Raw genomic sequence first — 24,665 nt, 5'->3', positions numbered from 1 at the left:
GATTTTCCCTATCTGCTACAGCTTTGATATTGGTGGTTGTACAGCCACCTTGAATGACACCGGGTGCTGCCTGTCCCCCGCTGTCACGACAGGCAACTGACGAAATTGCTGACCCTCGAAACAACTCAGGCAAGGCGCCCCGTCCTGGTCATAGGCATCGACGCAAGAAAGTCGTAACAAGGCAGTTGCTGGAGATCGGTGCAGTGGCCAACGAGTTTCATCAAGACCGGCCTGGCTGCAGAGCAGCCGAATCATCAAGGGGTCGACGGCGACCCACTGATCCTCCACCAGCAGCTCGGCCCAGTAGTGCCCCGTGGCATAGGGAGCGCTTAGCAACAGACCAAACACCTGTCGTGCGGGCATCCCACGCATCAGGGCCTGCTGCACCAGCAATTTGGAGAAGCCGCCACACTCGGCCACCCGGTGCTCGACCATGAACGCCAGATCCCAGCGCAAGGCGTCGTGCAGCATGAAAAAGCGCATATCGGCACAGGTGTGTTCGATGAGTTCGATAAAGGGTGACGGCAGCAGCCTCTGGTGCCCCGGCAGGATCAACTGCTCCTGGTGCACCTGCATCTGGTCAGGCGTATCACAGACACGCAACTCACCACTGGGGAGCAAGATCGTGATGGCGTGCTCTGGCACCGCATCGAGTGCGTAGCTGAGCTCGATGCACCGATCACGCTCACTGTCACGAAAGGCTGAAGACCAACTGCGCATGGCCAACTTGTGCAGCGATGGCAAGCGCAGGTAGAGGGAAAGGTTGTACAGGTCATCAGGGTCGAAGCATTCGCCGTCCTTGCCCTGACATGAGGCCAGCCCCAATGCCTTGAGCTCTGCCAGCAACTGCGGTGCGATACCGTAGAGCGCCGCACCCTGCTCGTCCACACAAAAGCGGCGGTGACCGTCCTTCACCTTGGCCAGCTCCACCAGCACACGCCGGGCTTCGCCTTGAGCCTGCTGCGCCAGCGTCATCATACAAAGCCCGGCAGCTCACATTGTTCATGAGCCTGGCAACCACTCAAGGTCGCGATCGAAGGCGCAATCTGCTGCAGGTGCAACGGCCCTTCGGGTGCCTGAATGCATGCGTCAACACTCAACACGAAGCCACGCTCGCGATGCCAGCCCGATTGCGAGGTGCGCCGAACATGATTGGCCCAGCGCGGGTCCCCCAAGGGGGGGCGCCGGGCATCGGCCGGCCTGACGATGAAGGTTGGCGCTCGATCAGTGTAGGGCCCCGTATACATGCTCTCTCGCGAGCGGACATCAGCCAACGCCAGGCGGCCATCGGCAAAGCGGATTTCGCGCAGGCATTGCTCGACGTCCCGGCGTAGTGTGAGGTCGGAGCGACCGGAGTTGCACAGGTCGGCACATAGCATCACCCCATGGGAGCCTTGCACGGTCTCCAGCGCGACACTGCGCTCAAGGTCCACCTGTCCGTGTTCATCGAGCACCTGCAGACCCGCGGCACGCAGGTGCTCATTGATGGAAAAGAAACCATCGAGCGGACCGAAACCCATCTCGGAAAATACCAGCATCGAATCGGGCGCCAATGCTTGCAGTCGGGCGCAGGCCTGGTCGATGAAATCGTAGGCCCTCAGCACATGGGGACGGTATCCGGGCTGGGCCTGCTCCACCTCATGCCAGAGAAAATGCGACAGGCGATCCGCCAGTGTGAGGTTCACGATCATCACATCGGCTTCAGCGCCCAGCGCCAGTGCGCTATCCAACTGCAGCGACGCAATCCGGTAGGCCTGCTCGGCGAAATCTTCGAGTGGCTGACCGGTGTAGAACAGTGAAACGTCGTGGGCATACCTGACCCCGCGAGCATTGAGGTCTCGCAGCAGGCTTCTCGGGTAGCTGGTGTTCATGGCATTGAGCATCGGATAGGTGATCAAGGTGCCATTGAGCGGCTTGGGAGGATGCGTCAGTTGCACATTGACCACGGCAAAACGCTGTTGCGCCATCTGCGGCCACTCCCATAACCTGGGCGCCATCACATCGGTGGTTTCCAGAATCCGTGGCATCTCCCCGGCACTGTGCGCACTCCAGTAGGAGAAGCAGCCATGACGACCGGGGTTCACACCGCTAAAGGCAGTTGCCAAGTTGCTCGGCTCATAGGGAACCGGGCCGCAGTCCAGATGGCGATAATTGTTAACGCCCAAGTGTTTTGCAAACCACGGCAGTCGGCCCTGAGCAACTTCTTTCTCGAGAACAAGCGGATCCATACCCTCCGCAACGACAATGAGAGTTCTCATGCTGCCAATCACCTCTTTTCTTCCCTGAAATAACGTCGAGCACAGCCAAGTACATCTTTTATCGATGTCCTCGACATGACAGCGCCACAAACTTCCAAAATATCTCTATGAATTCAAAGCGCATCCAGGCACCCAAAAGGGGCACCTACGCAACTCTGTTCAACACGTCCAAAGCGTAAGGGAAAGCGGATAAAAATTTTGTGACAGCGTGCCTATGCCACGCCAACCGTGGCTCCCCGAAAAGCTCTGGAGGCGGAATTTGTTGGTGCTTTTTTAGCACAGTGATTGGCGATGTAACGAGAAGTGTAATTCCGAGGTTATTTCATAATATTACAAATGATTTCTAAAAAAAACTTTTGCGCCCGACTTAAATTCACATGCTATCGTCTGCCACGCGCTTAATTGCCAAGCATCTTTATTCTTTAAGTTTGGCACTAGTGTACAAACTCCACCATTAGAACCGTATTCAAGCGGCGTACCTGCGCGCTTGCCTCACCAAGGACGGAAACAATGACTCTCGCAATTCACGGCGGTACACCACTACGCCAAACAGCATATCCACAATGGCCGCATTACGGCCCCGAAGAAGAACAGGCTCTGCTACGCAGCCTGCGCCAGGGACACTGGTGGCGCATGCAAGGCAACGAAAACCTGGCCTTCGAGCAGAGCTTCACCCAAGTGCACGGTGGTCACTCGGCTTTCGCCGTAGCCAACGGCACGGTTGCATTGGAAATCGCCCTGCAGGCGGCCGGGGTCATGCCCGGTGATGAAGTCATCGTTCCGGCCTTCACCTTCATTTCCACCTCGATGGCCTGCCAGCGCATTGGCGCGACGGCCATACCGGTCGATGTGTGTGCCGATACGCTTTGCATTGACCCGGCTGCGATCGAGGCCAACATTACTCCACGCACGCGAGCCATCATCCCGGTGCACATGTCCGGGCACATGAGTGACATGGCCAGCCTGAGCCGTATCGCCGATCAGCATCGCCTGGTGCTCATCCAGGATGCTGCTCATGCTCATGGTGCACAGGGTCTGGGTGGTGCCAAAATCGGCGACTACGGCACGCTGGCCTGCTTCAGCTTCCAGAATTTCAAGCTGATGACTGCTGGCGAAGGTGGCTTGGTTTTGTGTCCGAATGAAGCCTTGCGAGAGAAGGTCTTCCTGTATGGCAATTGCGGACGTCCGCTGGGCGATCGCAGCTACCAGCATACGGTGGTCGGTACCAATGCTCGCTTGGGCGAGTTCAACGCCGCAGTGCTCAGTGCCCAGCTTGAGCGCCTCCCGGCACAGAACGAACTTCGCCAGCACAACGCCCGGTTACTGATGGACGCCCTGAACCATGATGCGCTGGTGATTCCACAAGGCCGTACGGCTGATGCCCATGTGCACCCGTACTATATGGTGCTGTTCACCCTTCCCGAAGACGGTGATCTTGGCCAACTGGACCGCAATCAGGTGGTCGATGCACTGGTTGCCGAGGGCATCCCGGCGTTCCGTGCCTATCAGGCGATCTACCGCATCCCGAGCTTCTGGCAAGCACCGGCGCCAGCCCACTACGACCAGGCACATTTCATCACCCATTGTCCTGTCACTGAGCGGGTGGCTAGCCGAGGGATCTGGATCCATCACCGTGCACTGCTTGGCAGCGAGCAGGACACGCTGGATATCGCCCTTGCCGTGCGCAAGGTGGTCCAGCACCTGGCTGGCTCGCGATGATGGGACCCGGCATCGCGCTAGTTGGTTCGGGTTGGGTCGTCAGGACGATCTGGGCTCCGCTGCTACAGCGACATGGCGGTCGGATCGTATCGATCATCGACCCTGATCCGCAGGCAGGCCAGGCACTCGCGGAGTTGGCACCCACAGCGCGCCAGCATGCCTGTATGAGCCATCAGGCCCTGCAGGGGTGTGACGTGGCCCTGATCTGTTCTCCCAACGCCCACCACACTCGACAGGCACTGCGGGCCATGGAGCAGGGACTGCACGTCATCCTGGAAAAGCCCGCTTGCCTGTCGCTGCGTCACGCTCAGGACCTGATCGAGCGCAGTCAGCACATGGGGGTGCAATTGTCAGTGACGGGGGCGGCCTCCCATCGCAGTGACGTGCGAACCCTGCTGGATGCCGTCGCAAGCCAGGCTATCGGCAAGGTGCACTGCATCGACGTCGCCTGGCGTCGGCGCAATGGAGTGCCTCGTCCAGGGTCGTGGTTCACGCAGGCGGATCAGGCGCTGGCAGGATCAGGCGCCGATCTGGGCTGGCACCTGCTGGAGGTGGCCCTGCAGGCACTGGGCTATCCCCTGGTGGACAGCGCCCTGTGCAATCACGTCCCCGCCGACGGTAGCGAAGCGGCGCAACGGGCCAATTGGCGAGCCGACACCGACGACCACGAGAACGCGGTCCTGGAGGTCGAGTCGCAGTCATATTGCGCACTGCGTACGCAGGCCGGTGCCATGGTCTTTCTGCGCACCGCCTGGTCGTCCCATCAGCCCTGTGACGAAACCACCATCACCCTTTACGGCACTGCCGGCGAGTTGCGGTTGCATACCACGTTCGGTTTCAGTCAAAACCGTGTGCAAGCTCCCAGCCTGGTCCTGAGCACCAAGGGAAGCCAACGGCATCTGAGGTTCGAGGCCGAAGACAACCTGGCACCCTACTCGGCGTACCTGGGCCACACACTGCCCCATCTAGGCAGGAGCACAGCCGGCAACGAGCTGGAGTTCTGCAAGTTGCGCTCGCTGACCAGTGCCATGTCCGCGATGTATCCGAACCTGCCGAACTGACCGGGCCCGGCCCGGCAGTTCATTGAGTATTCGTGCAAGGAGCTATCACCATGACCGGTTACAAGGCGATCACGGAAAAGCTGAAGCAACTGTCCAAACTTTCACTGCCGATCGTCATTTCGCGTATCGGTTTTCTCCTGCTCTCACTGGTCGACACGCTTCTGGTCGGTCGCTATGCCACCGACGCGCTGGCGGCCATCTCGATCACCCACGCCATTGCCGATACCTACATGCTGATCGCGGCAGGCTTGCTGTTCGGGATTCTGGTCATGAGCTCGATTGCCGTCGGCAAGCAACAACCCCGGGAGGCGGGGCTGGCTCTGCAACGTGGCGTGATACACGCCCTGGGCCTGGGCCTGGTCTGTATCGTTGCCAGCCTTGCGAGCCTGCCGCTGCTGGTGAGGTTCGGCGTGGACGCGTCCCTGGCAGGTGCGATCGCCGAGCTGATGCAGGTCGTGGCACTCGGACTGCCCGCTATCCTGTTGTACATCGCCTACTCGTTCTTCCTGGAAGGCATATCGCGCCCACTGCCGGCGACGTGCGTGATTCTGGTAGGCAACCTGGTCAATGGCGTGCTGTGTTACGCGATGGTCTACGGCAAGTTCGGTTTCGATGAGATGGGCGCGCTGGGCTCCGCCTGGTGCACGACCTTCGTACGGATCCTGATGGCCGTTGCGATCATCTTCTATGTGCATCGCCTGTTTGCTCAACGCCAGGAATACGGTATCAATACGCGGTTTGCCTGGGCCTGGTCGCAATGGAAAATGCAGCGGCATATCGGCTACGGGGGCGGTCTGAGCTTCGGTATTGAAGCCGGTGCATTCATGCTGATCGCGGTGATGGCCGGCATCGTTTCACCACTGATCGCGGCGGCCTGCGCCGTGGTGGTGAATATCCGTTCGATCCTATTCATGATTCCCATGGGCATCGGCTTCGCCACCTCGATCCAGGTGGGGATGGCCCATGGTCAGGGCGATACCCGAGAGATCAACCTGTCCACGTGGTGCGGTCTGTGGTTTGGCGTGTCGTTGACGGCAATCTGCGCAATCGTGCTGGCGATCCTTCCCGGCCCGCTGCTGGCGCAGTACAGCACTGACAGTCAGTTGCTGCAGATTGCGGTACCGGCCATGTTGCTGCTGGCCCTGGCCCTGCCCCTGGACGCTTGGCAGGGCGTCATGTCCAATGCACTGCGTGGGCGCGAAGATGCCATGGCCCCCACGCTGATCCACGCCATTGCCTATCTGGTGGTCATGACCCCACTCGGCTGGCTTCTGACCGTCCAGTGGCAGCGAGGCCTGGTGGGTATCGTCGAGGCCATGCTCGTGGCCAACGTGCTGGCAGCCTCGCTGATGACCTTGCGACATCGCCAGCTCAATCAAGGCATGCGCCAGCCCACACTGGCCTGATCGGCGAGGGATGCCCATGAAACTGTCCGTCATCATGCCGGTACATGCCAAGCCAGAACGTTTGCGTTTATGCCTGGCAAGCCTGCACCGACAGCAGGAGCGTTGTGACTTTGAGACCCTTATTGTCGCCGATGCCGCATGTCCAGCCGTGCTGGCCCAAGTTGCCGAACAGCCTCATGCCCGGGTGCTGAGCACACCCGGGCTAGGCCGCGCGGGCGCAAGAAACCTGGGCGCGAGCGCAGCCCAGGGCGAAGTGCTGCTGTTCATCGACGACGACGTACTGGTGCTCGATGGCTTCTTCGAGGCCCACCTGCAAGCCCAGACAAAACGACCCGGGTTGGTACATGGGCGTATCCGAGAGTTGATCGCGCTGTGCGGACGAGGCGATCCACGCCTTGGTACGATCGGTTGCCCGCCGATCCTGCCACAGGATCTGTTGCAGGGGCGCTGGAGTCCTCAATCTTCGCGACTGGCCACCAGCCCCCTGGAGCAGGCGGCTGAGCACCCGCGATGCAACGAATGGCCCTGGCTGGCCAGCGCCGGCGCCAACCTGTCGATCCAGCGTGAACACTGGCAGCAAGTCGGAGGGTTCGATGAAGCCTATGGCAAACGCTGGGGTATGGAGGACCTGGATCTGGGATGGCGCCTGTGGCGTGCGGGCGTGCCTATCAGCATGGAGAGGGATGCCTGCGCCTACCATCTCTCCCATTACAACCCAACCCGCTGGGAAGAGCACGCGCCCAACCTTGCCCATTTCCAGGCCCGTGCCAACACTGCCGAGGCCCTGGCTCTGGACGCACTGCTTTCCCCGACCGGCTCGTTGGCCCGCTACATCGAACGGCTCGACCAGATCCGACAGCAAGCCCCTGTTTGAGACACCTGTGCGTGAGCCGCCAAGGCGCCGACGAAGCGCGCCTGGCTGGCGAACAACATCATTACCTGGCTGCGGTACATCAGGGCAGCCTTCAGCCAGCGATCCCAAGAGCACTGGCATGAGTGGCTGACAAGCCCGAGCCCCAGGCGCTCGACGTGGCTGGCCAGGGCCTGTTCATCCAGTTGGCCCACATAGGGGAAGTCGGCGTAGAAACACACCGGGTTGTCCAACTGGCGGGCCAGCCAGTGCGTCAGGCAGTGATCCACGTGCCCACCGATGCCCAATGGCGCGCAGACGATATCGGCGGGCCTGAGCATCGCCCGCACCGTGGCGAGCTGCATTGCATCCGGTTCTGGCCACAGCGCCGGGTCAACCCGGGCCGGCAGGAACAAGGCATTGATGTCGGCATGTGCGAACCGGTCGCGACCGTCCAGGCGCAATGCGGCATCATCAAAGCCCGCTCCTGCCCGCTCGATGCCCAGGCTCATCGCGGCCCGGATATCTTCCTCGCGGCGCAGCGGCGGTGAGGCGAATCGCCGCCAGCGCGCATCGCCAACCGCCAGCGTGCTACCCGCCGTCGCATCACCGTCGAACAGGGTCAACAGCAAGACATCGCGCCCCCGGGCCAGGCCGGTCATGCCACTGCCCAACGACCAGACAGCATCGTCCGGATGGGCTGACAGCACGACCAACCGCCCCTCAAGCCCGTTCCGGGTAATCGGCCCCATGCTCAAGCCACCTCGGGAGTACTACGGGCATAGAGCTGGCTCAGGCGCAAAAATCGTGACACCTCGCGCCGATTATCGCTGGCCACCCGGCAACGCCCCAGTTTCAGCGGTGACAACTGGATGTCCGGAAAACTGTGCATGCGCACCCAGGACAAGTCGGCAAAGCGCTCGGCCAATGTCTCCAGCCACTGCTCGCAGGCCTGCGCGCGTCGTTCGCCAGGCAGGGCCGCGCATTCGAGAACCCCGTGCAACATGGCCTGCTCGAAGGCTTCGCTGACGTGGGTCTCGGCGCAAGGCACGCAATGATCCATGTAGAGGCCGAAACGCAGCAACGCCTGGTGGATCTGCACTTCCATCGCACGCTGGGTGGCGTCCTGGACTTCATGATTGCCAAAGTTCACGTATCCCACATCCGCCGTCGGCGCCAGCGACTGCACGCCACGGCAGATGAACGTGAGCAAGCCACCCAGGTCCTTGAAACCATTGACCGCGAAACAGTCGAAACGGCCCTGCAGTTGCTCTGGAAGCGGCTGGAATACGTCATATTCGACCACTTCTATCGTGTCGATCGCCTGCGCCCGGCAAGTCCGCTCGATGGTTGCCAGCAGGTCACGGTCGATATCGGCCACGACGATTCGCTGACGATAGCCGTGCAGTGCCAGGAACAGCGAGAACAGGGCATCATCTCCGAGCAGCAGCAGGTTACCGTGGTTCAGATCACCGAGGCTCTGCATGATCTTGTAGCGCCGGATCTGGGTTTCGAAGGTTTCGATGGACTGGTCATAGATGGACTTCTTGTCACTGAGCAGGTCAGCCATCACCTCACGATAGCGGGGTTCGAGGCGCAGGCAGGCATCGTCCACCAGGTGCAGACCATGGCCAGGCAAGGCCCCCAGCGGGGTGCCCAGCACCAGTTGTGGCACCGCCTGCTCCCGGATCAGCTGAAGTTGCCCCTCGGCCAGCAACTCGACCAGGCAATGCAGGATCTGACGAACCGTCAGGCGGGAGGACAGCAGCTGATGGATTCGGCGCGGGCGGGTCAGTTTGCTCAGCAAGTCGTCCAGTGCGGCCTGCTCCTGGGCGGGTGCTGCCAGACGAGCGGGCAGGTGTGCCAGCAGGCGTTCACGTAGTTGTACCAGGTTGTGCATGCAACCTCCTGTTCATGCGAGTGAATGGCGCCGTCAGAGCACGGCGTCGAGGATGTTGCTGGCGCAACGTCCGTGGAAGAAATTGACCCCGACCTCAACGGTCTCCCCGCGGCGGTCTGAGAATCCCAGGCCGGTGCCGAACAGCCCGCGCACAGCCTGTCCTGCGCAGGTCAGCTCATGGCTCAACGGGTGCTTGCAGAGGTTGCCTTGGAGGGTATCCAGCGCCATGGCACACCCTTGCGGGTCACGCAGCTCAGGCATCCGGGCTTCATAGCCGGTGGCGTTTATCAACAGCGGCGCTGCCCGTTGCCACAGATGGAAGTCGGGATCACCAATGTGCAGCACAACGCCTGGAGATCGTCCGGACTCGATGTCCAACAAGGTTTGCCGGGCCGATCCACGCAATCCCCGGAAGCGGTTGACCTCGCCGGTCACCTCATCCACCAGATCGCCTGGTTGCAGCAGTGCCGACGGTGTTCCTGATGCCATCCACAGCCCTGGGCGCTTGCGGCACAACACATGCAGCGAGCGCGGCGCCCATGCATCGCTGAATCGCCTGAGCAGGTACTCGACGGTGGAAAAGGCACTGTGGCTGCCACCCAGTACCAGTACCTGGCGGCCCTGGCCGAGAGCATCGCGCAGTTGCGCATCAGCCTGGCCCCTGAGCACCGGATCGGAACCCAATGGCGCCGGCCAATCTTGCTCGATCATTTGGCGCATCTTCGCGCAGGGCACCTGCAATTCACGTCCTTGGGCGCCACAAGCCAGCACCAGATAACGGCTGGTCAACTGCCCCCAGTCTCCCCAGCAGGTGAAACCTGCGTCGCTCTGTTGCACCGCGTCGACCTGCCGACCGAATGCAACGGTGGTGGCCGGGTGCTCAGCGCATAGCTCGAGCACTACCTGCGCCAACTGCCGAAGGAAAGCCGAAACGCTGTCGAGCGACAGAATCCGGGAAGGCTCTTGCAACCAGCGTTGTACATCGCGCTGGCGAAGGCATTGGGCAAAGGCACCGTCAGGTCGAATACCCTTCAGAAAGTCCTGGATGGGCGAGTTGGCCTGGATGTCGTAGGCCAGGCAATCCCATTGGGCCAACGAAGCACTGCGCTCATGCACCTCGACGCCAAGCGACAGCAGCGCCGGCAACTTGCGCTCACGATCGGCGGCGATGAACAGGCCAAGGGCTGCGGGGCCGAAGCCGATAATCTGAAGCTGTCTATCCATGTGCTTGCATACCTCTGTCGAAGGCGGCCGGAACACTGGCCGGCCTGCGCGACGGTCAATCAGAATGAGTAGGACAACTCGACGCTGACATGGGAATCGCCCGAGAGCGCCTCCCAGGTGTCATCGCTGCCGGAACTGTCGATGTAGACGGCACTCAGGCCGGCACGCAGGGCATCGCTCAAGCCAAGGTCCAGAGACGCGTTGATCATGTTGTTTTTCGCATCGCTGGCTTGTGCGGTAAATCCAAGAAATACCGAAGAGAGATAGCGGTCGTTGAACTGCAGGCGCCCCCCCAGCAGGAACTTGCGATCAAAGATGCTCACCGGTGCCAGCGCCTTGTCACGGTCACGGTGGTACTCCCCGATCAGGCTCAGGTCAGCCTCGCCCAATACCCGATTGATCGCATACTCCACACCCACCGACAGCTTCCTGGAGTTGTAGTCGCTGTCCGAGACCCGCTGGTCGAGCGCCTCCAGCTTGTACAGCCACTGGCCGTCCACCCAGATGGCATCCAGGCCCCACTGGCTGACCTCGGTGTATTGGGCGACCAGGCTCTCGCCCTCCTGGCGAAACGCCGGCGTGCGATTGGTGCCCTTGAAGTAACTCAGGCCGATATCCAGGTCCGAGAGGGACATGAAGTAGCGTGCGGCAATGTCCAGGCTGTCCGGATTGCCGCCATGAATGTACTCGGCCGTCGGCCGCACCCGATAGGGTGCAAACCGCGACGGTTCGGCATAGAACTGTGTCGGTTCGAAGCCGTCCAGCAGGTACAGACTCAGGTGTCCGGGCCCCATCAGGCTGCCCAGCTTCAGTGCTTTCTGCGAGAGTTTCTCTTCCGGCTGCAGGCCATCGAGGTTGTCATAGGTGTTGATCACATCGACCAACTGGCGAGTCTCCATCACCCCCCAATGCTCCTTGATCCGTCCCAGCTTGGCTTCGCGACCCTCCTGTTCCAGCAGCAGATACAGCTCGTCCCAATAGAACGACGGGCGCGGGTCCCGGTCACTGCTCGACAGATAGCGTGGGTTGGCCACCACCCGCATGCGCAGCGAATCCCAGCTGTCCACGTACTGGTAATCCACGCCAAACTCCCGAGTGACCGGCAATTCGCTCTCCTCAAGCTCAGTGGCCGGGTCGGAGGGAAAGTAGTAGCCCTTGATCGCGAGCTTGCCGGCTAGCGAATGCTCCGCTTGCGCAGCCGCGTCGTACCCGGACATGAGCAGCGCCGCGGCCAGTGGCCAGGTCCATGGGTGGCGGACGCCGTCGGTCATTGGGTCAGGTTCCCCAGCCGGGCAGGCTCGAACGCCTCCTCCTTGATCCCGGTACGAAATTGCACGTCGGAACTGACCAGGACCGTCTGGCGACCGGTGATATGGTTGACCATGCTCATCTTCAGCGCCCGCCAGTAGCGGTTCAGGAACAGCTGGTAGCCATCCAGGCTCAGGGTCTTGAACAGCGTCCCCTTGCGGTCGTAGTACTGGGTCTTCATCTGCCGGAAATCGTGCTTGTCGTACCAGACCTCGATCGCGGAATAACCCGAGTAGGGATAAAGAGGGATTTGCTTGACCACCGCACACTCGGACTGACCGCACGCCTCGTCACGCAGCCACTCGTAGTCGTAGTTGCCCACCTCCATCGAGCCGATGTCCTCATAGGAGAACTCGCTGCCGGAGAACGAACCGGAGCGGTCTGCGGCAGCGACTCGCTTGACCCGTCGCAGGCTTGGCAGGTACAGCCAGACCTGGTCACCCTCCATGATCTTGGAATGGATCAGCACCCGGGAATTCTTGATGTTCTCGGGGGCTTCGAAGGTCAGCAGTACCTTGTCGCCCACCTGCTTGTCGGCCATTTCGAAGCTGTTCATGCGCATGAAGCGATCGGTGCTGGCACCGCCCTTCTCCACCAGGGTCAGGCGGATCCTGGCTGAAGTGTCCTGGTAGCCCTCATCGCTGTCGCGCCACTTCTGGGCGTAATGCCGTCCCAGGTCCTGGGCCTGTCCCGCATGGGCGGCAACAGACGACAGCGCGGTTGCCATCGACAGGCAGGCGACCATGAAGAGATTGCGGTTCATTCTGACTTTCCTTGTATAGGGTGGCGACTGGGAGAACGATTCATGCCTGGCGCACAGCGAGCCCGGCTGCGGCTCGTCCCCAGAGGTAGCGATCAAAGGTCAACAGCACCAATGGCAGGCACAACGCATCGAATATCAGGCCGAGGAAGATCGCGATGGCAGCCAGCAGGCCGAAATCGGCGTTCATGGAGAACGGCGAAAGCGTCATGACCAGGAAGCCCGAGGCCAGAATCACGGCATTGGCGAACACCGACGGCAGTACGTGCTGATAGGTCGAGCGCAGCGCCTCGCGCGGCGGCTGGCCATGTTCCAGGCGCTGTGCCTTGTAGTGGCTCATCAGGTGGATGGTGGCCTCGACAATCAGCCCGTAGGCCACGACACAGACGTTGATCGCGGCGGTATTGACCTCGCCCCGCATCAGCCCCCAGAGACCGAACATGACGAAAAACGGAAACACGTTGGGCAGCAGGCTGATCAACCCCAGCGGCACATTGCGCAGGAACAGGGCCACCATCAAGGTGATGCTCACCAGTTCGAACAGCAGGCCATCGACCATGTACTCGATACTGATGTGGGTGAGGTTGGCAAAGACCACCGCCTCGCCCGTGCCCACGCCCGGTACCAGGGCGGTACGGTCGGCATGGGTGTTCCACCAGGCGTCGGCACGGGCCTTGATATCGCGGATCTGCTGGGTATCCAGGCGCGTCAATGTAATGACCACCCGCGTGGCCGACTTGTCGATGTTGATCTGGTTGCTCAGGTCCAGGCCGAACGGCAGTGACATCTCGTAGACCAGCAGCATCTGCGCTGCGAGCGCCGGGTCCTGCGGCAGTCGGTACGCCTCGGCGCGCCCACCGTCCATGGTCTGGTTGAGCTTCTTGATGGCATCGCTGAGGGTGGTGACCGAGTCGACCTCTTTCTGCGTGCGCAACCACTGGGCAAAACGATCAAGCTCGGCCAGGAAACGGGGGTCGGAAATGTCCCCGCGACTGGACGTGGCGACATACTCCAGGCGATAGATACCCGAGAGGTTGTCCATGGCGAATTCGGTCGCAGTGCGCACCGGGATGCTGGTATCGAAGTTCTCGACGATCCGGTCGTTGATCAGGTTCTTGCTGGCCGGACCAAGCGCCAGCAGGAACACGGCCACGAAGCCGAGCAACCACAGCTTGGGCCGACGCAGCAAAGGCTCCATGTACAAGTAGTAGCGACGGCTGGCGGCCCCCTCGAGCGGCTTGAGGCGCAACAACGGAATCAGGACCGCCGAGACCGCAACCGAGACGACCAGGGCCATCACCGCACCGATCGCGGCCAGCACCCCGAACTCCTTGTAGGGCGGTGAGGCGGCAAACACCAACGAGTAGAACCCGACGGCGTTGGTCGCGGTACCGATGGCAATCGGCTTGACCGTCTCACGAATGGCCGCGCAGGCCAGGTCCACACGGCGGTTTCCGTACTGGCCACTCTTCTGTCGAGCGGCCGAAATCATATGCATGATCTCCGCCACCGACGTGGCCAGCACGATGGTTGGCAGCAGCCCGGTCAGGGCCGTGGCCTCGAATCCAAGCCAACCGCTGGCGCCCAGGGTCGCGGCAGTGGCCATGGTGATCGCCACCAACACCACCAGCAAGGCACCCAGACTGCGCAACATCAGTACACTGGCCAGCAGGATGATTGCGTACATCAGCGGCGTGAGGACGGCCATGTCCTGCTGCGAAGCTTCGGGGTACGCCGCTTCGACGGCTGCCAGTCCGGTCAGGTGTATCTGCAGATGGGGATTGGACTGACGGAAGGCATCGACCATCGTACGCGCCCGGGTGGTCGCGTCGATGGCCGCATCGAGGGTCTGGGGCGGGAACTGCAGCGTGACCAGCACGCCAGCGGTCTGGCCATCAGCCGAGACCAGGCGCTTGACCAACTCAATGTCGTTGCGCCCAAGGCGCTCCATCAAGGCGATGTGCGAGTCCGTCAGATCCGCCGGCTCACGTACCAGTTCATCGACATGGACCGTATCGCCCTCGGCAAAGACATGCTGGAAGTTGGTCACCGAATCGACACGATAGGCGTGCGGGATCATCCAGGCCTGTTCAGTCAGCGCATGCAACTGCTCCAGGTCTCGGCGGTTGAACAGGCTGCCCTCGGGGTTCTTGATCACGAACAGGAGCGTGTCGGACTTGCCGAATTGACGATGCAAGGCATCCAGTTGTTCGACGGTTTTCTCGCCCTCCGGAAAGAACGATCGATAGTCGGCAGCGAACCGTATTTGCGTCATCCCCCACGACATCGCCAGCACCAGCACGGTGACCGCCAGGAACAACACATGGCGGTAGCGTTTGAGCAGGAGCTCGAATTTTTCTCCGGACATCATCAGGCACCTTTCCTTTCGCCAACGGGGGCCGGGGAACAGCAACGCTCGATGATGGCGAGTACCTGCAGGACGCCCTCATCGACCGTACACCGCTCACTCTGCACAACACACTCGCAGTCACGTGGCGGTTCGTAGGCGCTGTCTATTCCGGTAAAACCGGGCAAGTCACCGCGACGGGCGCGCTGATACAGCCCCTTGGGATCACGTGACTCGCAGACTTGCAGTGGCGTGGCCACATGCACCTCAATGAAACGCCCCGCTGCAAATAGCGCCCGGGCAGCCTGGCGATCCTCGGCAAAAGGCGAGATCGCGCTTACCAGGACAATGAAACCGCTGTCATGGAACAGCCTGGCCACCTCGCCCAGGCGCCTGACATTCTCCTTGCGATCCCCGGCACTGAAGCCCAGATCACGATTGAGACCGACGCGCAGGTCGTCACCATCGAGCACTCGGGCACGTGCCCCTGACTGCAACAGGCGCTGCTCGATACCCCGCGCCAATGTGGTCTTGCCCGAACCGGACAAACCCGTGAACCACACGCACAGGGGCAGGTGGCTGCCCGCCAGTGCCGCCTCCGGCCAAGGGTGCAGGTTGCCGCTCGCTTTCACGTTGCTCATTGAGATTTCCTGTACGTTCATTCGTAGGCCGAGCGGATGACCCGGCAGGGATTGCCCGCAGCGACGACGCCCGGTGCGATCGAACGGGTGACGACGCTGCCGGCGCCGATCACGCTGCCCTCGCCCACCTCGACACCGCCCAGCAGGATCGCGCCGGCGCCGATCCAGACATCGTTGCCCACCCTGATCGGGTCGGCTCGCAGCACACATTTGCGTTCTCCCTCGACCTCCACGGTGCGTTGTGCCGGGTGCACGGGGTGACGGGTGGTGATCATCTGCACATTGGGCGAGACGTAGACCCGATCACCGATCTCGATCCGGTTGCCATCGAGCAGCGTGCAATTGACGTTGATGTACACGTCGTCGCCGATCTCGATGTGCGCGCCGTAATCACACTGCAACCCCGGCTCGATCCAGCTGCCCTGGCCGAAGCGGCCCAGCAGTTGCGCGAGCAGCGCCTGCCGCTCGTCGTACGCCGAGCGGCTGGCCTGGTTGAAACGCTGAATCAGCCCCTGGGCCCGCAGATGCAGGCGGGTCAGATCAAGGCTGGGCGAGTGGAACCACTGGCCCGCCAACATGCGCTGGCGTGTGGTGGCGAACGCCTGGGCGCTCACCTCGGTTTCCTGGACATCCATGCTGGAGCTCCTGCGCACTGGGCTGCGTCAAGGGGTAAAGGGTTTTTCGAAGACCGAGATATGCTTGAAGGCCCCGGCCACGAACGGGCTCCTGTCCCAGCCGGCCCACCGATGGACCCGCCGCAGTCCCGCCAGACGCGCCATCAGATCGAGCTCGGCGGGCCAGGCGTAGCGCAACTCCACCGGAATGACCTGCGTCCCCTGGCCATCCAGGCGGATGAAACGACAGCTGATGCGCTGAGCAATCGGCTCCAGGCGAGAGGCCTCCAGCAGCACCTCATTGCGCTCCAGGCCACCGACATACACCGGCTGGTCCTTGCCATAACGGCTCAGGTCGGGGTTGAAGGCCTCGATCACCAGCCGCCCACCAGGCTTGAGCAGACCGCTGGCTGCCTGGAAGCAGTTGACCTGGTCATCCTGCGACAACAGCAGGAAAAGCGAGCTGAACGTACAGAACGCCATCTGGAAGGGGCCGCCGCCAACACCTTCGAGGGTTGAAAAATCGGCCAGGGTCGTCGGTACCGCGTTACCACCGGGTTTCAGGCGCAGCTTGTCGAGCATCGCTGGCGAGGCGTCGACCCCGTGCACGTCTACGCCACGCTCGCGCATCGGCAAGGCAAAGCGCCCGGTGCCGATGCCCAGTTCCAGGACAGGTCCCTGCCCTGTGCACAGCTCGACCAGCGTATCGATGGCATTGTCCGCCGCTTCGCCATACAACTCGTCGTAGACCGGAGCCAGGGTTTCCCCGTAGAAGCTTGGATCGTTCATTGATTTATTCATGTATTGGGTTTTCCTGGGCAAAAGCCTCCCCGACGGGGGATTTTCATCCCCCGCTGGGTTCAACGTTCAGTGGTTGTCGAACTCGGTTCGACGCTAGGAAAGCGCCTGCTTCACGTAGTCACCGAGGTGCTTGTCCTGCACGTCGGCCACGCTGCGCAGTTTGATGTGGCGACGAAACTTGCCACCGCCTTCGAGCACCCCGTGCGGGTCCTGGAAGGTGTAGCCCTGGCCAAACTCCACAGACACGTGTTCCTGGTAGGCATAGACGCCGCAGAACGGCGCCGCATGGGAAAAGATGATGCCGCCATACTTGACCATTTCGGACACGGTCCCGGCCACCTCCTCCACCACCGTACGCACCCGCTGGACGATCTCCAACATGGACTCGTGAGTCGTGGCCAGGTCATGCAGCAGCGCCGCAACGGCTTCATCGCTCTGACGCGTCATGATCGGTTTCCTTGCATGTCTGACTCCTCCTTGGACGTAGCGCTCACTGACCCACGGGCGAGCACAGTTCGATCAGGGTGCCGCTCGGGCAGCGTACGTACGACACCACCTGCCCCCAGGGTTTGCGGGTGACCGCCGCATGCTCGCTGGCACCGGCCGCCAGGGCCTTGTGGTGGGCAGCCTGGACATCGTCGGTCACCAGCGCGATCTCGATACCCAGCGGTTTATGCTTCGGTTCACAGAAGTGGTAGCCGCCCTCGCAGTTGGAGTCGGCCAGTTCCCGGCTGGCAAAGGCCAGGGTCGTCGCCCCGGTCTCCAGCTCGCCATAGTCACCGGAGTCATCGAGAAAGCGCGTGGCCAGGCCGAAGGCCTCGCCGAAAAACGCCAGGGTCGCAGCGACATCAGGGACATAAACGATCGTGTATCCAAATTTCACAGTGTCACTCCTTGATTGGTGTATCTCATGTGGCCCGTCTCATCGTCACCCGGATGGTGCTCGAGCCAGCGTGGATTGTCCCGGCATAAGCCGTAGCCCGCCAGCGCTGTGTCAACAAATGTACGAATCCTCATCGCTCGGGACGACCAGCCGGCCACGGCCAGCGAATAGCCATCGAGGCAATCGCTCGCGGCCAAATGCCAGCAAGCCTGCTCGGAACGCTTGCGCGTGCCGTGCCCTCGAGCGATCCGCACCTGCCGCCAGTGCTGGCAGATGCCCAGGCCGGTGGCCTTGGCCCAGGCTTCCCTGAGGGTCCACAACCGGTAGAAATACGCCAGGCGCCGGGACGGTGCGGTCCGACTCAACGCCCGCTGCTCGCCAACGCTGAAGAATCGCCGACACAGTGCCTGGACATCGCGTGGCTGATGCACCTCCACATCCACCCCGACCGGGCTCGCCGACACGGCAAGCACCAACCAGCCCTGGCTATGCGAGAGGTTGAAGTGCAGCGACGGCTCCTGGGGTCCCAACAGCCTGGGTTTGCCATGCGGTCCCTGCCCCAGGGTGATGCGCGCCGGCTCACATTCCAGGTAGCGGGCCAGCACCTCTCTGAGCCAGCCATGACCGGTCAGGAACTGCTCGCGCCAACCCAGGTCGACGCAGGTCTGGTAGCGGGCCTGCTCCTGAGGACCGAGCCACTGCAGATAACGCGCACGCGCAGGACGATGCATCCCTTCGGACAGGGACAGGCGCCATAGGTCGACGCATCCTGGGCCTGGCAGCGTCATCGCCACAGGTACCAGCGGGCAGGCAATCATACCGTCAGCTCCTCCCTCGACGACGGTGCGATGACCTCGAGCGCCTGGCGCAACGTGGTGATGACAACGTGCATGGCAGCGCCACCGAGCATCCCATAGTGGTCGGCGTCGATCGTCGTGCAGCCGGCCTGCGGGTTCAACTGCGCCAGTGGCTGCAGGCCGCTGGAGCGGTTCTGCGCGCTGGCCCGCAGGTGCCAGGTGTAGCAGTCGACGGGTACATAGCGGTAGGCCAACAGGGCCGCGTAGTGCCGGCAGAACAAGGTGAAACGCTCCTCCAGCACGCGCCCCACCAGCGTATCGTCCTCCTCTGGCGCCAGCAGCCATTGCCGGGTCTGTTGCAGGTCCTGCTGGAACAGCTGTTGCAACAGGTCCGGGGGGAATGCCGCAACGTCGCCGCCGCGGGCGCCCGCATCGATCGTCACGACAGCCAGGCGCTGGGAAACCTCGGGCATGCCGATCATCTGGCGCGCCATTTCCGCGGCCACCACTCCCCCAAACGACCAGCCGGCCAGCACCACCGGCCGGCAATCAACGATCAGTGGGCACAGTTGTCGAACATACTCACGGGCCTGTTCCTCGATCGAAGCGAAGTGCTGCTCAGCATCGGCGCAGACACCGGCAATATCGAAGACGCCACGCAAACTCTCGACCAGCGGCAGGTAGCAGGACAGCGCACCACCGACCGGGTGTACCAGCACCAGCAGAGCACGCTGGTTGTCGTGACTGAAGCGCACCAAGTTGCGCGAACGTCCAACCACTGCCTGCAGGTGGCCCAGCAGGGCCGAAACGCTGGGATGGGCATAGAGATCAGCCAGGCTCAGTTGCATGCCCAGTTGCGTATTGAGCGCCTGCAGGATGCGCACCGCGTGCAAGGAAGTGGCCCCGAGTTCGAACCAGCTACTCTGGGCGTCGCGAACCGCGGGCAACACCTGGCGTACGCATTGCAGCACCAGTTCCTGCTGGGGACAGAAGCTTGGGTCTGTCTCTACCGCGTCTGCCGCCTGCGCAGCCAATCCGGCCAGGCTCTTGCGATCAAGCTTGCCATTGGCCGTCAGCGGCAACTGGGCCAATTGCACCATGCGCGATGGCAGCATGTAGTCATTGAGGTACTGCCCAGCGAAATGCCGCAGGGCCTGCGTGTCCACCGCCGATCCGTGCTCCGAAACAACGAACAACGTGAGCCCACCGTTGGGGTCGAGGCATGCCACAGCCTGGCGTACCCCGTCGGCTCGGCAGAATACCGCCTCGATCTCCGCCAGTTCGATGCGAAAACCATTGCGCTTGACCTGCAGGTCCTCGCGTCCCAGCAATTCCATTTCTCCATCCATGCGCAGGCGCCCCAGATCCCCGGTGCGATAAAGGCGTTGTCCCAGGCCCGAGTGCTGTGTGAACACTTGATCGGTACGTGGCTGGTCCTGCACGTAGCCAGTGGCCAGGCCCTGCCCGGCGATGAACAGCATGCCCTTGACGGCAGGCGGGCAGCAGCGTCCCAATGCATCGAGAATGTAGAAACGCTGGTTGGCCAAGGGCCGGCCATAGGGAATACTCGGCCACGCCGGGTCCACGGCATGAACCTCGAAGCTGTTCGACCAGATCGCCGCTTCAGTGGCACCGCCCAAGGCGATGAAGCGCGACTGTGGCGCACACTGGCGCAATCGCCCGGGCAAGCCGAGGCCGATCCAGTCGCCGCTGGCCATCCACAAGCGTACGCTGGGCGCCGGCGCCCCCAGCGCCATGGCCTGGGCGTAGTCGAGCAGCATCTCCATGATCGCCGGTACCGAATTCCACACGGTCACCCGGTGCTCGCGCGCCAGGGCGACCCAGCCCTGGGGATCGGCCTCGCGGCCCTCCTGCGCGAGCACCAGCGCACAGCCGCTGAGGGCCGGCATGAAGAGATCGAAGACCGACAGGTCGAAACTGAACTCGCTGACGCCGAACAGCCGATCGCCGCGGCCGATATCCCAGCGCGCCTGGCAATCCTGGAGGGTATTGACGGCCGCATGATGGGTGATGCTCACGCCCTTGGGCGTCCCGGTGGTCCCGGAAGTGAACATGATGTAGGCCACGCTGCTGTTCACCGCCGGATACGTCGGCGCAATGAAGTCTCCCTGTGCCTCGTCGCCGCGCAGCCAGGAGCGGTAGTTCAGGGACCAGTTGACCGGCGAGGCCAGGATCGCGGCAATATCGTCATCGTCATCACCCAGGACGGTGGTGGCCGCCGCCTGGCTGATCATCGCCCGTACCCGTTGCACCGGCGAACGCTTGCTGACCGGCACGTAAGTGGCTCCAGCCATGAGCGTGGCGTAAATGGCCACGACATTCGCCACGTCGTGACTGCCGCGGATCACCACATGATCGCTAGGGCCCACGCCGTTCTCGTTCAGGTGACAGGCCAGCAGGCTGGCCTGACGCAACAACTGTGCGAAGCCCAGGCTGCCCTGCGCATCTATCACCGCCGGTGCATCGGGACACTCCCGGGCCTGGTGCAGCAGCCCTTCCCAGAGGGTCATGGGGGCAAATACGCGCTCGGTCCGGTTGAACGCCAGGAGCCGCTCCTGCAACACGGCAGGCAGGCGCATCTCGACGTCCCCCCAGGCCGCGCTGTCGGTCGCCAGGTACAGCAGGTGATCACAATAGGCCTGGAACGCCTCGGCGATCACGCCCTGCTCGAAGACGCCCTCGCGCTCGTCCCAGGTCAGCCAGAGGACCGAGTCCTGCTCGAATGCCTGCGCATCGATCCAGATCTGCGGGGTCATCATGGCGTGATCGACCTGCTCGAACGCCGGTGGTGCCAGTTGCATGTCCAGCAGCGAAGAGAACACGTAGGGCATTGGAGGCTCGGCGCTGCTGCTGCGGGTGTCATGCCGGCGGATCCACTCGCGTACCGCGCTGGTGCCGTCGTAGGCGCCGTGCTGCATGGCCGCATGCAGGTCTTGCTGCAACAACCGCACCCGTTCGCCAAATGGCAACTGCGTGGCGGGCAGATCGATGAGCACCGTGTCGGAATGATTGCCAAGGCACCTTTGCACCGCCTGCCCGAGCGCCGCCCGATTGCTGTACATCACACTGCAGGTCACCGACGCCACGCCGGACCAGCGAGCCAAGGTCTGCAGGTAAGCCGTGAGCAGCACCGCGTTGAGTGAAACATGATGCGCCCGGGCCTGGGCCCGCAGCGCCTGCACCTGGGCGGCCTGCAAGGGCATCCGGTGCTCGATGAAGCGCCCTGGCCTGACGGTCGGCGAACGCCGGCAAGATCTGGGCAGGTCAGGCCCGGCGGCCAGCGTGGCAATCCGCTCGCGCCAGTAATGCCGGGCCTTGAAACGGGCCAGGCGCTGCACACGGACCCGCTCCGCCACCACCTCGGACCGATAGCCGGCTGACACGTGAGGCCTGTATTCAGGGTCTCGGAGCAGCGCTGCCAGATCGTTGATGAAGATCTGCACGCTCGGCGCATCGAACAGTGCCAGCCGGTAGACCACATGCAGGCACCGCTGCCCCTGCCCCTCGACCAGGACCAGGCGAACCAGGGCGCGCCCGGCCGACAGCGCCGCCACCGGCAGCCCCTCCCCCAGCGCCGCGCAGCTGCGTGGGGGATGCCCGGCATGGGCCTGCACACGCTCCACGACGCCTGGCCCGACCTGCATGAGCTTGAAACGTGGCACCTCGGCATCCAGCGTGTAACCCAGGATCGGGTGCAGCAACACGAGCCGTCGCAGGGCCTCTTGCAGGGTCTCCTGCCTCGGGATATCACCGGCATACACCAGGTGCAGATAAGCCGCTCCCCCCTCGGAAAACGCCGAGTGCTCACCCAGCCAATAGGCCTGGCGCAGGCCGGACAGTTCGCTGGCCAACGGGTCGGGCTGGGCAAGATGGTCGAGCAAGCGCGTTTTTTCGCGCCGGGCGGCCTCACGAATGTGCTCGGGCAGCTCGGGTTGCTCACTGTAGTACCTGAGCGCACCGGCCTCTTCATACAGGTGCACGCCACAGGCCTCGCAGTGTTCGATCAGGCTGACGATCGACTGGCTCACAGCTCCCCCTCCGTCATGCCCCTGAACTGCCGGCTGTCGTCCAGCAAGGCGCCGGCGAAGCTGTGCAGGTCGGCACTGCTGGTCACTCGTGTCAGCTCGATGCCGCTCTCGCCAGCCAACTGGGGATAGCGCTGTTCCAGCAGCGCGCACAGTTGCAGCGCCTTGAGCGAGTTACCGCCCAGTTCGAAGAAGTTGTGCTGCGCCGACAGCGTCTCGCTTGGCACTGCCAGGAGTTCGGCACACAGGCGCAAGACGTCAGCCAGCAGTTGTACGTGCTCGGGAAGCGTCCCTTGTCGTTCATCCATGGTATTTCTCGATCAGCAGTGCGGCCGCCGTCGCATAGGCATCGGTGCCCATGCCGGCAATGAACCCGTGGCACAGCGGGGCCGTGACCGAAGCGTGACGAAACGCTTCACGGCCGAACAGATTGGAGATATGCACCTCCATCCAGCGCCCGGGATAGTCCTCCAGTGCATCGCGTAACGCCCAGCCGGCCATCATCAGCGCACCGGGGTTGATCACCATGGCCTCGGCCGTGTGATTGGCCTCGATAAAGTCGATCAACTCGCCTTCGTGGTTGCTTTGCAGCGCACGAACCGTCCAGCCATGCGCCGCCGCGACCGTCGTCACCTCGTCGGTGATGTCCGCCAGCGTGCGATGCCCATAGACCTGCGGCTTGCGCAGGCCGAGGCGCCCCAGGTTCGGACCGTTAAGCAGTAGCAACGTCGGCATGCCGGCCTACCTCCAGCAGGTTCAGCAATTGTCCCGGCTCCACCAGATGGTGGTCGCAGGGGTGGGCGCGGACCTCCTCGACCGGGTTGTCCCAGAGCGCGAGCGCCGTCTGCATGCCGGCGCTGCGGCCGCACTGCAGGTCCGCCACGGCATCGCCGACGAAGAGGGTCGTTGCCGGGCGCAACGCCAGCGCCTGGACGATCTTCAACGCCATGTCGGCCGCCGGCTTGGGTCGAGCGACATCATCGCTGCCGACAACGGCGCCGAAGTACTTGAGCAACCCCAGGCTGCCGAGAATCGCCTCAGTCCGCGCATGGTCCTTGCCGGTGGCGATGGCCATCGGCACCTGACGTTCATGCAGGGTAGCGAGCAGTGCCCTGACCCCGTCGAACACCTGGATGCGGTGCATGCGCGCATTACTCTCGCGCATGAACACCGGGTGCATGGCCAGCGGCAGTCCCATCTGCCGCATGATTTCCGGGAAGCTGCGCCCCAGGTACCGACAGTACTCACTGAACGGCGGTGGTACGGCGTCCGCTCCCAGTACCTCGGCATGAGCGGCATGGTAGGCCTCGGCGATCACCTGCTTGCTATCAATGAGGGTGCCATCGAGATCGAAGATCACGGCCTGAACAGGTAGGTTAGCCATGGGCACGCATCTCCATTGCCTGGTGGTTCAAGCCGGCGTCCACCGTTGCAGCCATGGCACCGACATCCAGTGAAGTCGGTGCCAGGAACCGCGCAACCGCACCGAAACTGCCCAGGGGATCATGCAGCACCTGGTCGTAATCCACTTCGAGCAGGCGCATGTTCGGACGCGAGCGGACCCAGCGCAGTACATTCGGTACATGTTCGGCATACAGGCGGAACAGGGCCTGGCCCTCCTCCTCGTTCCACTCCTGGCCGCTGTGGTGCCGGGCCATATCGCCCTGTGAGCGAATCACTGCCTCCAGTTGCCGGTGCATGAATACCACCCGGTAACCATGGGTGGCCGGCAGGTGCGGGAGGAAACGCGACACCAACTTGACGGCCCGGCCCCTGGCCTGGGCCATCCAGGCCTGATAGCCATCCCGGTTCTTGACCGCTTCCCATTCGAAGTAGCCGTGGGGATTGCGATCGTCCTGTCGACGAACGTTGTCGGTCAGCACCGGCATGCCCGCACACAACAGGGCACGCATCATCATCGAGGTGCCAGAACGCGGTAAGCCGGAGATCACCGTCACGTATCCACCGTCACCGCTCACACAGTCCGGTACGTCCATACAACCAAATCGTTTGAGCATGCCTACTCCTTGCCAGCTCATCAGTTGGGTGG

Annotated in this window: 23 protein-coding genes; 4 read left to right on the top strand and 19 right to left on the bottom strand. The window is 62.6% G+C overall.

The genetic code is table 11. The features are described 5' to 3' along the window. Nucleotides 1–15: 15 nt before the first annotated feature. Both ACMGT0_RS14220 and ACMGT0_RS14215 read right to left on the bottom strand, forming a co-directional pair. A complete protein-coding gene (locus ACMGT0_RS14220) occupies nt 16–975 on the bottom strand; it encodes a transglutaminase domain-containing protein (protein WP_160319874.1) in 960 nt (319 codons plus the stop codon). Continuing rightward, entirely contained in the window at nt 975–2,258 is a 1,284-nt protein-coding gene (locus tag ACMGT0_RS14215; RefSeq protein WP_416773112.1) for an alkaline phosphatase family protein, read from the bottom strand. The genes ACMGT0_RS14220 and ACMGT0_RS14215 overlap by 1 nt, the downstream gene beginning before the upstream one ends. A gap of 510 nt (nt 2,259–2,768) precedes the next feature. On the opposite strand from ACMGT0_RS14215, the gene ACMGT0_RS14210 reads away from it, so the two are divergent. From ACMGT0_RS14210 to ACMGT0_RS14195, 4 genes are read left to right on the top strand one after another with little or no spacing between them, the layout of a single operon-like run. Then, nucleotides 2,769–3,977 (top strand): DegT/DnrJ/EryC1/StrS family aminotransferase, encoded by a 1,209-nt coding sequence (locus tag ACMGT0_RS14210; protein WP_054059639.1) that lies wholly within the window; start codon nt 2,769–2,771, stop codon nt 3,975–3,977. Further along, the gene (locus ACMGT0_RS14205) at nt 3,974–5,038 is read left to right on the top strand and encodes a Gfo/Idh/MocA family protein (RefSeq protein WP_081006030.1); all 1,065 of its coding nucleotides are present in this window, start codon (nt 3,974–3,976) and stop codon (nt 5,036–5,038) included. Before ACMGT0_RS14210 ends, ACMGT0_RS14205 begins: the two co-directional genes overlap by 4 nt. A gap of 50 nt (nt 5,039–5,088) precedes the next feature. Next, nucleotides 5,089–6,444: an MATE family efflux transporter gene (locus tag ACMGT0_RS14200; RefSeq protein WP_054059637.1), complete on the top strand. Its 1,356-nt coding sequence runs from the start codon at nt 5,089–5,091 to the stop codon at nt 6,442–6,444. A 16-nt stretch (nt 6,445–6,460) separates the two neighbouring features. Next, complete coding sequence (locus tag ACMGT0_RS14195; protein WP_160319873.1) at nt 6,461–7,318, top strand: glycosyltransferase family 2 protein; 858 nt, start codon at nt 6,461–6,463, stop codon at nt 7,316–7,318. On the opposite strand, the gene ACMGT0_RS14190 is transcribed toward ACMGT0_RS14195, so the two are convergent. The 17 genes from ACMGT0_RS14190 to ACMGT0_RS14110 all read right to left on the bottom strand — a co-directional run bounded on the left by ACMGT0_RS14190 (nt 7,273) and on the right by ACMGT0_RS14110 (nt 24,633). Further along, a complete protein-coding gene (locus ACMGT0_RS14190) occupies nt 7,273–8,004 on the bottom strand; it encodes a PIG-L deacetylase family protein (RefSeq protein ID WP_416773109.1) in 732 nt (243 codons plus the stop codon). The genes ACMGT0_RS14195 and ACMGT0_RS14190 overlap by 46 nt on opposite strands. 44 nt (nt 8,005–8,048) lie before the next feature. Further along, on the bottom strand, nt 8,049–9,194 hold the full coding sequence (locus tag ACMGT0_RS14185) for a bis-aminopropyl spermidine synthase family protein (RefSeq protein WP_416773107.1): 1,146 nt from the start codon (nt 9,192–9,194) through the stop codon (nt 8,049–8,051). A 33-nt stretch (nt 9,195–9,227) separates the two neighbouring features. Next, the gene (locus ACMGT0_RS14180; RefSeq protein WP_054062411.1) at nt 9,228–10,418 is read right to left on the bottom strand and encodes a hypothetical protein; all 1,191 of its coding nucleotides are present in this window, start codon (nt 10,416–10,418) and stop codon (nt 9,228–9,230) included. Between the two features lie 59 nt (nt 10,419–10,477). Further along, nucleotides 10,478–11,689, bottom strand: coding sequence for a hypothetical protein (locus ACMGT0_RS14175; protein WP_054059632.1), 1,212 nt, complete (start codon nt 11,687–11,689; stop codon nt 10,478–10,480). Beyond that, complete coding sequence (locus ACMGT0_RS14170) at nt 11,686–12,489, bottom strand: outer membrane lipoprotein-sorting protein (RefSeq protein ID WP_054059631.1); 804 nt, start codon at nt 12,487–12,489, stop codon at nt 11,686–11,688. Before ACMGT0_RS14170 ends, ACMGT0_RS14175 begins: the two co-directional genes overlap by 4 nt. A gap of 40 nt (nt 12,490–12,529) precedes the next feature. Then, nucleotides 12,530–14,854 (bottom strand): efflux RND transporter permease subunit, encoded by a 2,325-nt coding sequence (locus ACMGT0_RS14165; protein WP_160319872.1) that lies wholly within the window; start codon nt 14,852–14,854, stop codon nt 12,530–12,532. 2 nt (nt 14,855–14,856) lie between these two features. Continuing rightward, entirely contained in the window at nt 14,857–15,474 is a 618-nt protein-coding gene (gene cysC, locus ACMGT0_RS14160; protein WP_054059629.1) for an adenylyl-sulfate kinase, read from the bottom strand. A gap of 17 nt (nt 15,475–15,491) precedes the next feature. Beyond that, complete coding sequence (locus ACMGT0_RS14155) at nt 15,492–16,109, bottom strand: sugar O-acetyltransferase (protein ID WP_416773103.1); 618 nt, start codon at nt 16,107–16,109, stop codon at nt 15,492–15,494. A gap of 27 nt (nt 16,110–16,136) precedes the next feature. Beyond that, the gene (locus ACMGT0_RS14150) at nt 16,137–16,877 is read right to left on the bottom strand and encodes a class I SAM-dependent methyltransferase (protein WP_054062414.1); all 741 of its coding nucleotides are present in this window, start codon (nt 16,875–16,877) and stop codon (nt 16,137–16,139) included. A 105-nt stretch (nt 16,878–16,982) separates the two neighbouring features. Further along, nucleotides 16,983–17,336 carry a DUF1801 domain-containing protein gene (locus tag ACMGT0_RS14145; RefSeq protein ID WP_054059626.1) on the bottom strand — a complete coding sequence of 118 codons (354 nt, stop codon included), beginning with the start codon at nt 17,334–17,336 and terminating at the stop codon, nt 16,983–16,985. Between the two features lie 43 nt (nt 17,337–17,379). Further along, nucleotides 17,380–17,772: a VOC family protein gene (locus ACMGT0_RS14140; RefSeq protein ID WP_054059625.1), complete on the bottom strand. Its 393-nt coding sequence runs from the start codon at nt 17,770–17,772 to the stop codon at nt 17,380–17,382. Next, nucleotides 17,769–18,590 (bottom strand): 4'-phosphopantetheinyl transferase family protein, encoded by an 822-nt coding sequence (locus tag ACMGT0_RS14135; protein ID WP_054059624.1) that lies wholly within the window; start codon nt 18,588–18,590, stop codon nt 17,769–17,771. Before ACMGT0_RS14135 ends, ACMGT0_RS14140 begins: the two co-directional genes overlap by 4 nt. Then, nucleotides 18,587–22,618 carry an amino acid adenylation domain-containing protein gene (locus tag ACMGT0_RS14130; RefSeq protein WP_416773100.1) on the bottom strand — a complete coding sequence of 1,344 codons (4,032 nt, stop codon included), beginning with the start codon at nt 22,616–22,618 and terminating at the stop codon, nt 18,587–18,589. The genes ACMGT0_RS14135 and ACMGT0_RS14130 overlap by 4 nt, the downstream gene beginning before the upstream one ends. Beyond that, on the bottom strand, nt 22,615–22,923 hold the full coding sequence (locus ACMGT0_RS14125; protein ID WP_054057969.1) for an acyl carrier protein: 309 nt from the start codon (nt 22,921–22,923) through the stop codon (nt 22,615–22,617). The genes ACMGT0_RS14130 and ACMGT0_RS14125 overlap by 4 nt, the downstream gene beginning before the upstream one ends. Next, entirely contained in the window at nt 22,916–23,350 is a 435-nt protein-coding gene (locus ACMGT0_RS14120) for a type II 3-dehydroquinate dehydratase (RefSeq protein ID WP_054057968.1), read from the bottom strand. Before ACMGT0_RS14120 ends, ACMGT0_RS14125 begins: the two co-directional genes overlap by 8 nt. Next, nucleotides 23,328–23,999, bottom strand: a complete 672-nt coding sequence (locus ACMGT0_RS14115; RefSeq protein WP_081005938.1) for an HAD-IA family hydrolase — start codon at nt 23,997–23,999, stop codon at nt 23,328–23,330. Before ACMGT0_RS14115 ends, ACMGT0_RS14120 begins: the two co-directional genes overlap by 23 nt. Then, nucleotides 23,992–24,633, bottom strand: a complete 642-nt coding sequence (locus ACMGT0_RS14110; protein ID WP_416773098.1) for a sulfotransferase domain-containing protein — start codon at nt 24,631–24,633, stop codon at nt 23,992–23,994. Before ACMGT0_RS14110 ends, ACMGT0_RS14115 begins: the two co-directional genes overlap by 8 nt. Between the last annotated feature and the right edge of the window lie 32 nt (nt 24,634–24,665).

The organism is Pseudomonas sp. RHF3.3-3, from assembly GCF_048069595.1.
Lineage (GTDB): Bacteria > Pseudomonadota > Gammaproteobacteria > Pseudomonadales > Pseudomonadaceae > Aquipseudomonas > Aquipseudomonas fuscovaginae_B.
Note: the sequence above shows the minus strand (reverse complement) of the source record. Positions and strands in the feature narration are given on the sequence as shown.

Bases quoted from the DNA above. Each gene is read 5' to 3' on its own strand.
- ACMGT0_RS14220 (WP_160319874.1), bottom strand. From the start codon at position 975: ATGACGCTGGCGCAGCAGGCTCAAGGCGAAGCCCGGCGTGTGCTGGTG.
- ACMGT0_RS14215 (WP_416773112.1), bottom strand. From the start codon at position 2,258: ATGAGAACTCTCATTGTCGTTGCGGAGGGTATGGATCCGCTTGTTCTC.
- ACMGT0_RS14210 (WP_054059639.1), top strand. From the start codon at position 2,769: ATGACTCTCGCAATTCACGGCGGTACACCACTACGCCAAACAGCATAT.
- ACMGT0_RS14205 (WP_081006030.1), top strand. From the start codon at position 3,974: ATGATGGGACCCGGCATCGCGCTAGTTGGTTCGGGTTGGGTCGTCAGG.
- ACMGT0_RS14200 (WP_054059637.1), top strand. From the start codon at position 5,089: ATGACCGGTTACAAGGCGATCACGGAAAAGCTGAAGCAACTGTCCAAA.
- ACMGT0_RS14195 (WP_160319873.1), top strand. From the start codon at position 6,461: ATGAAACTGTCCGTCATCATGCCGGTACATGCCAAGCCAGAACGTTTG.
- ACMGT0_RS14185 (WP_416773107.1), bottom strand. From the start codon at position 9,194: ATGCACAACCTGGTACAACTACGTGAACGCCTGCTGGCACACCTGCCC.
- ACMGT0_RS14180 (WP_054062411.1), bottom strand. From the start codon at position 10,418: ATGGATAGACAGCTTCAGATTATCGGCTTCGGCCCCGCAGCCCTTGGC.
- ACMGT0_RS14175 (WP_054059632.1), bottom strand. From the start codon at position 11,689: ATGACCGACGGCGTCCGCCACCCATGGACCTGGCCACTGGCCGCGGCG.
- ACMGT0_RS14170 (WP_054059631.1), bottom strand. From the start codon at position 12,489: ATGAACCGCAATCTCTTCATGGTCGCCTGCCTGTCGATGGCAACCGCG.
- ACMGT0_RS14165 (WP_160319872.1), bottom strand. From the start codon at position 14,854: ATGTCCGGAGAAAAATTCGAGCTCCTGCTCAAACGCTACCGCCATGTG.
- cysC (WP_054059629.1), bottom strand. From the start codon at position 15,474: ATGAGCAACGTGAAAGCGAGCGGCAACCTGCACCCTTGGCCGGAGGCG.
- ACMGT0_RS14155 (WP_416773103.1), bottom strand. From the start codon at position 16,109: ATGGATGTCCAGGAAACCGAGGTGAGCGCCCAGGCGTTCGCCACCACA.
- ACMGT0_RS14150 (WP_054062414.1), bottom strand. From the start codon at position 16,877: ATGAACGATCCAAGCTTCTACGGGGAAACCCTGGCTCCGGTCTACGAC.
- ACMGT0_RS14145 (WP_054059626.1), bottom strand. From the start codon at position 17,336: ATGACGCGTCAGAGCGATGAAGCCGTTGCGGCGCTGCTGCATGACCTG.
- ACMGT0_RS14135 (WP_054059624.1), bottom strand. From the start codon at position 18,590: ATGATTGCCTGCCCGCTGGTACCTGTGGCGATGACGCTGCCAGGCCCA.
- ACMGT0_RS14125 (WP_054057969.1), bottom strand. From the start codon at position 22,923: ATGGATGAACGACAAGGGACGCTTCCCGAGCACGTACAACTGCTGGCT.
- ACMGT0_RS14120 (WP_054057968.1), bottom strand. From the start codon at position 23,350: ATGCCGACGTTGCTACTGCTTAACGGTCCGAACCTGGGGCGCCTCGGC.
- ACMGT0_RS14115 (WP_081005938.1), bottom strand. From the start codon at position 23,999: ATGGCTAACCTACCTGTTCAGGCCGTGATCTTCGATCTCGATGGCACC.
- ACMGT0_RS14110 (WP_416773098.1), bottom strand. From the start codon at position 24,633: ATGCTCAAACGATTTGGTTGTATGGACGTACCGGACTGTGTGAGCGGT.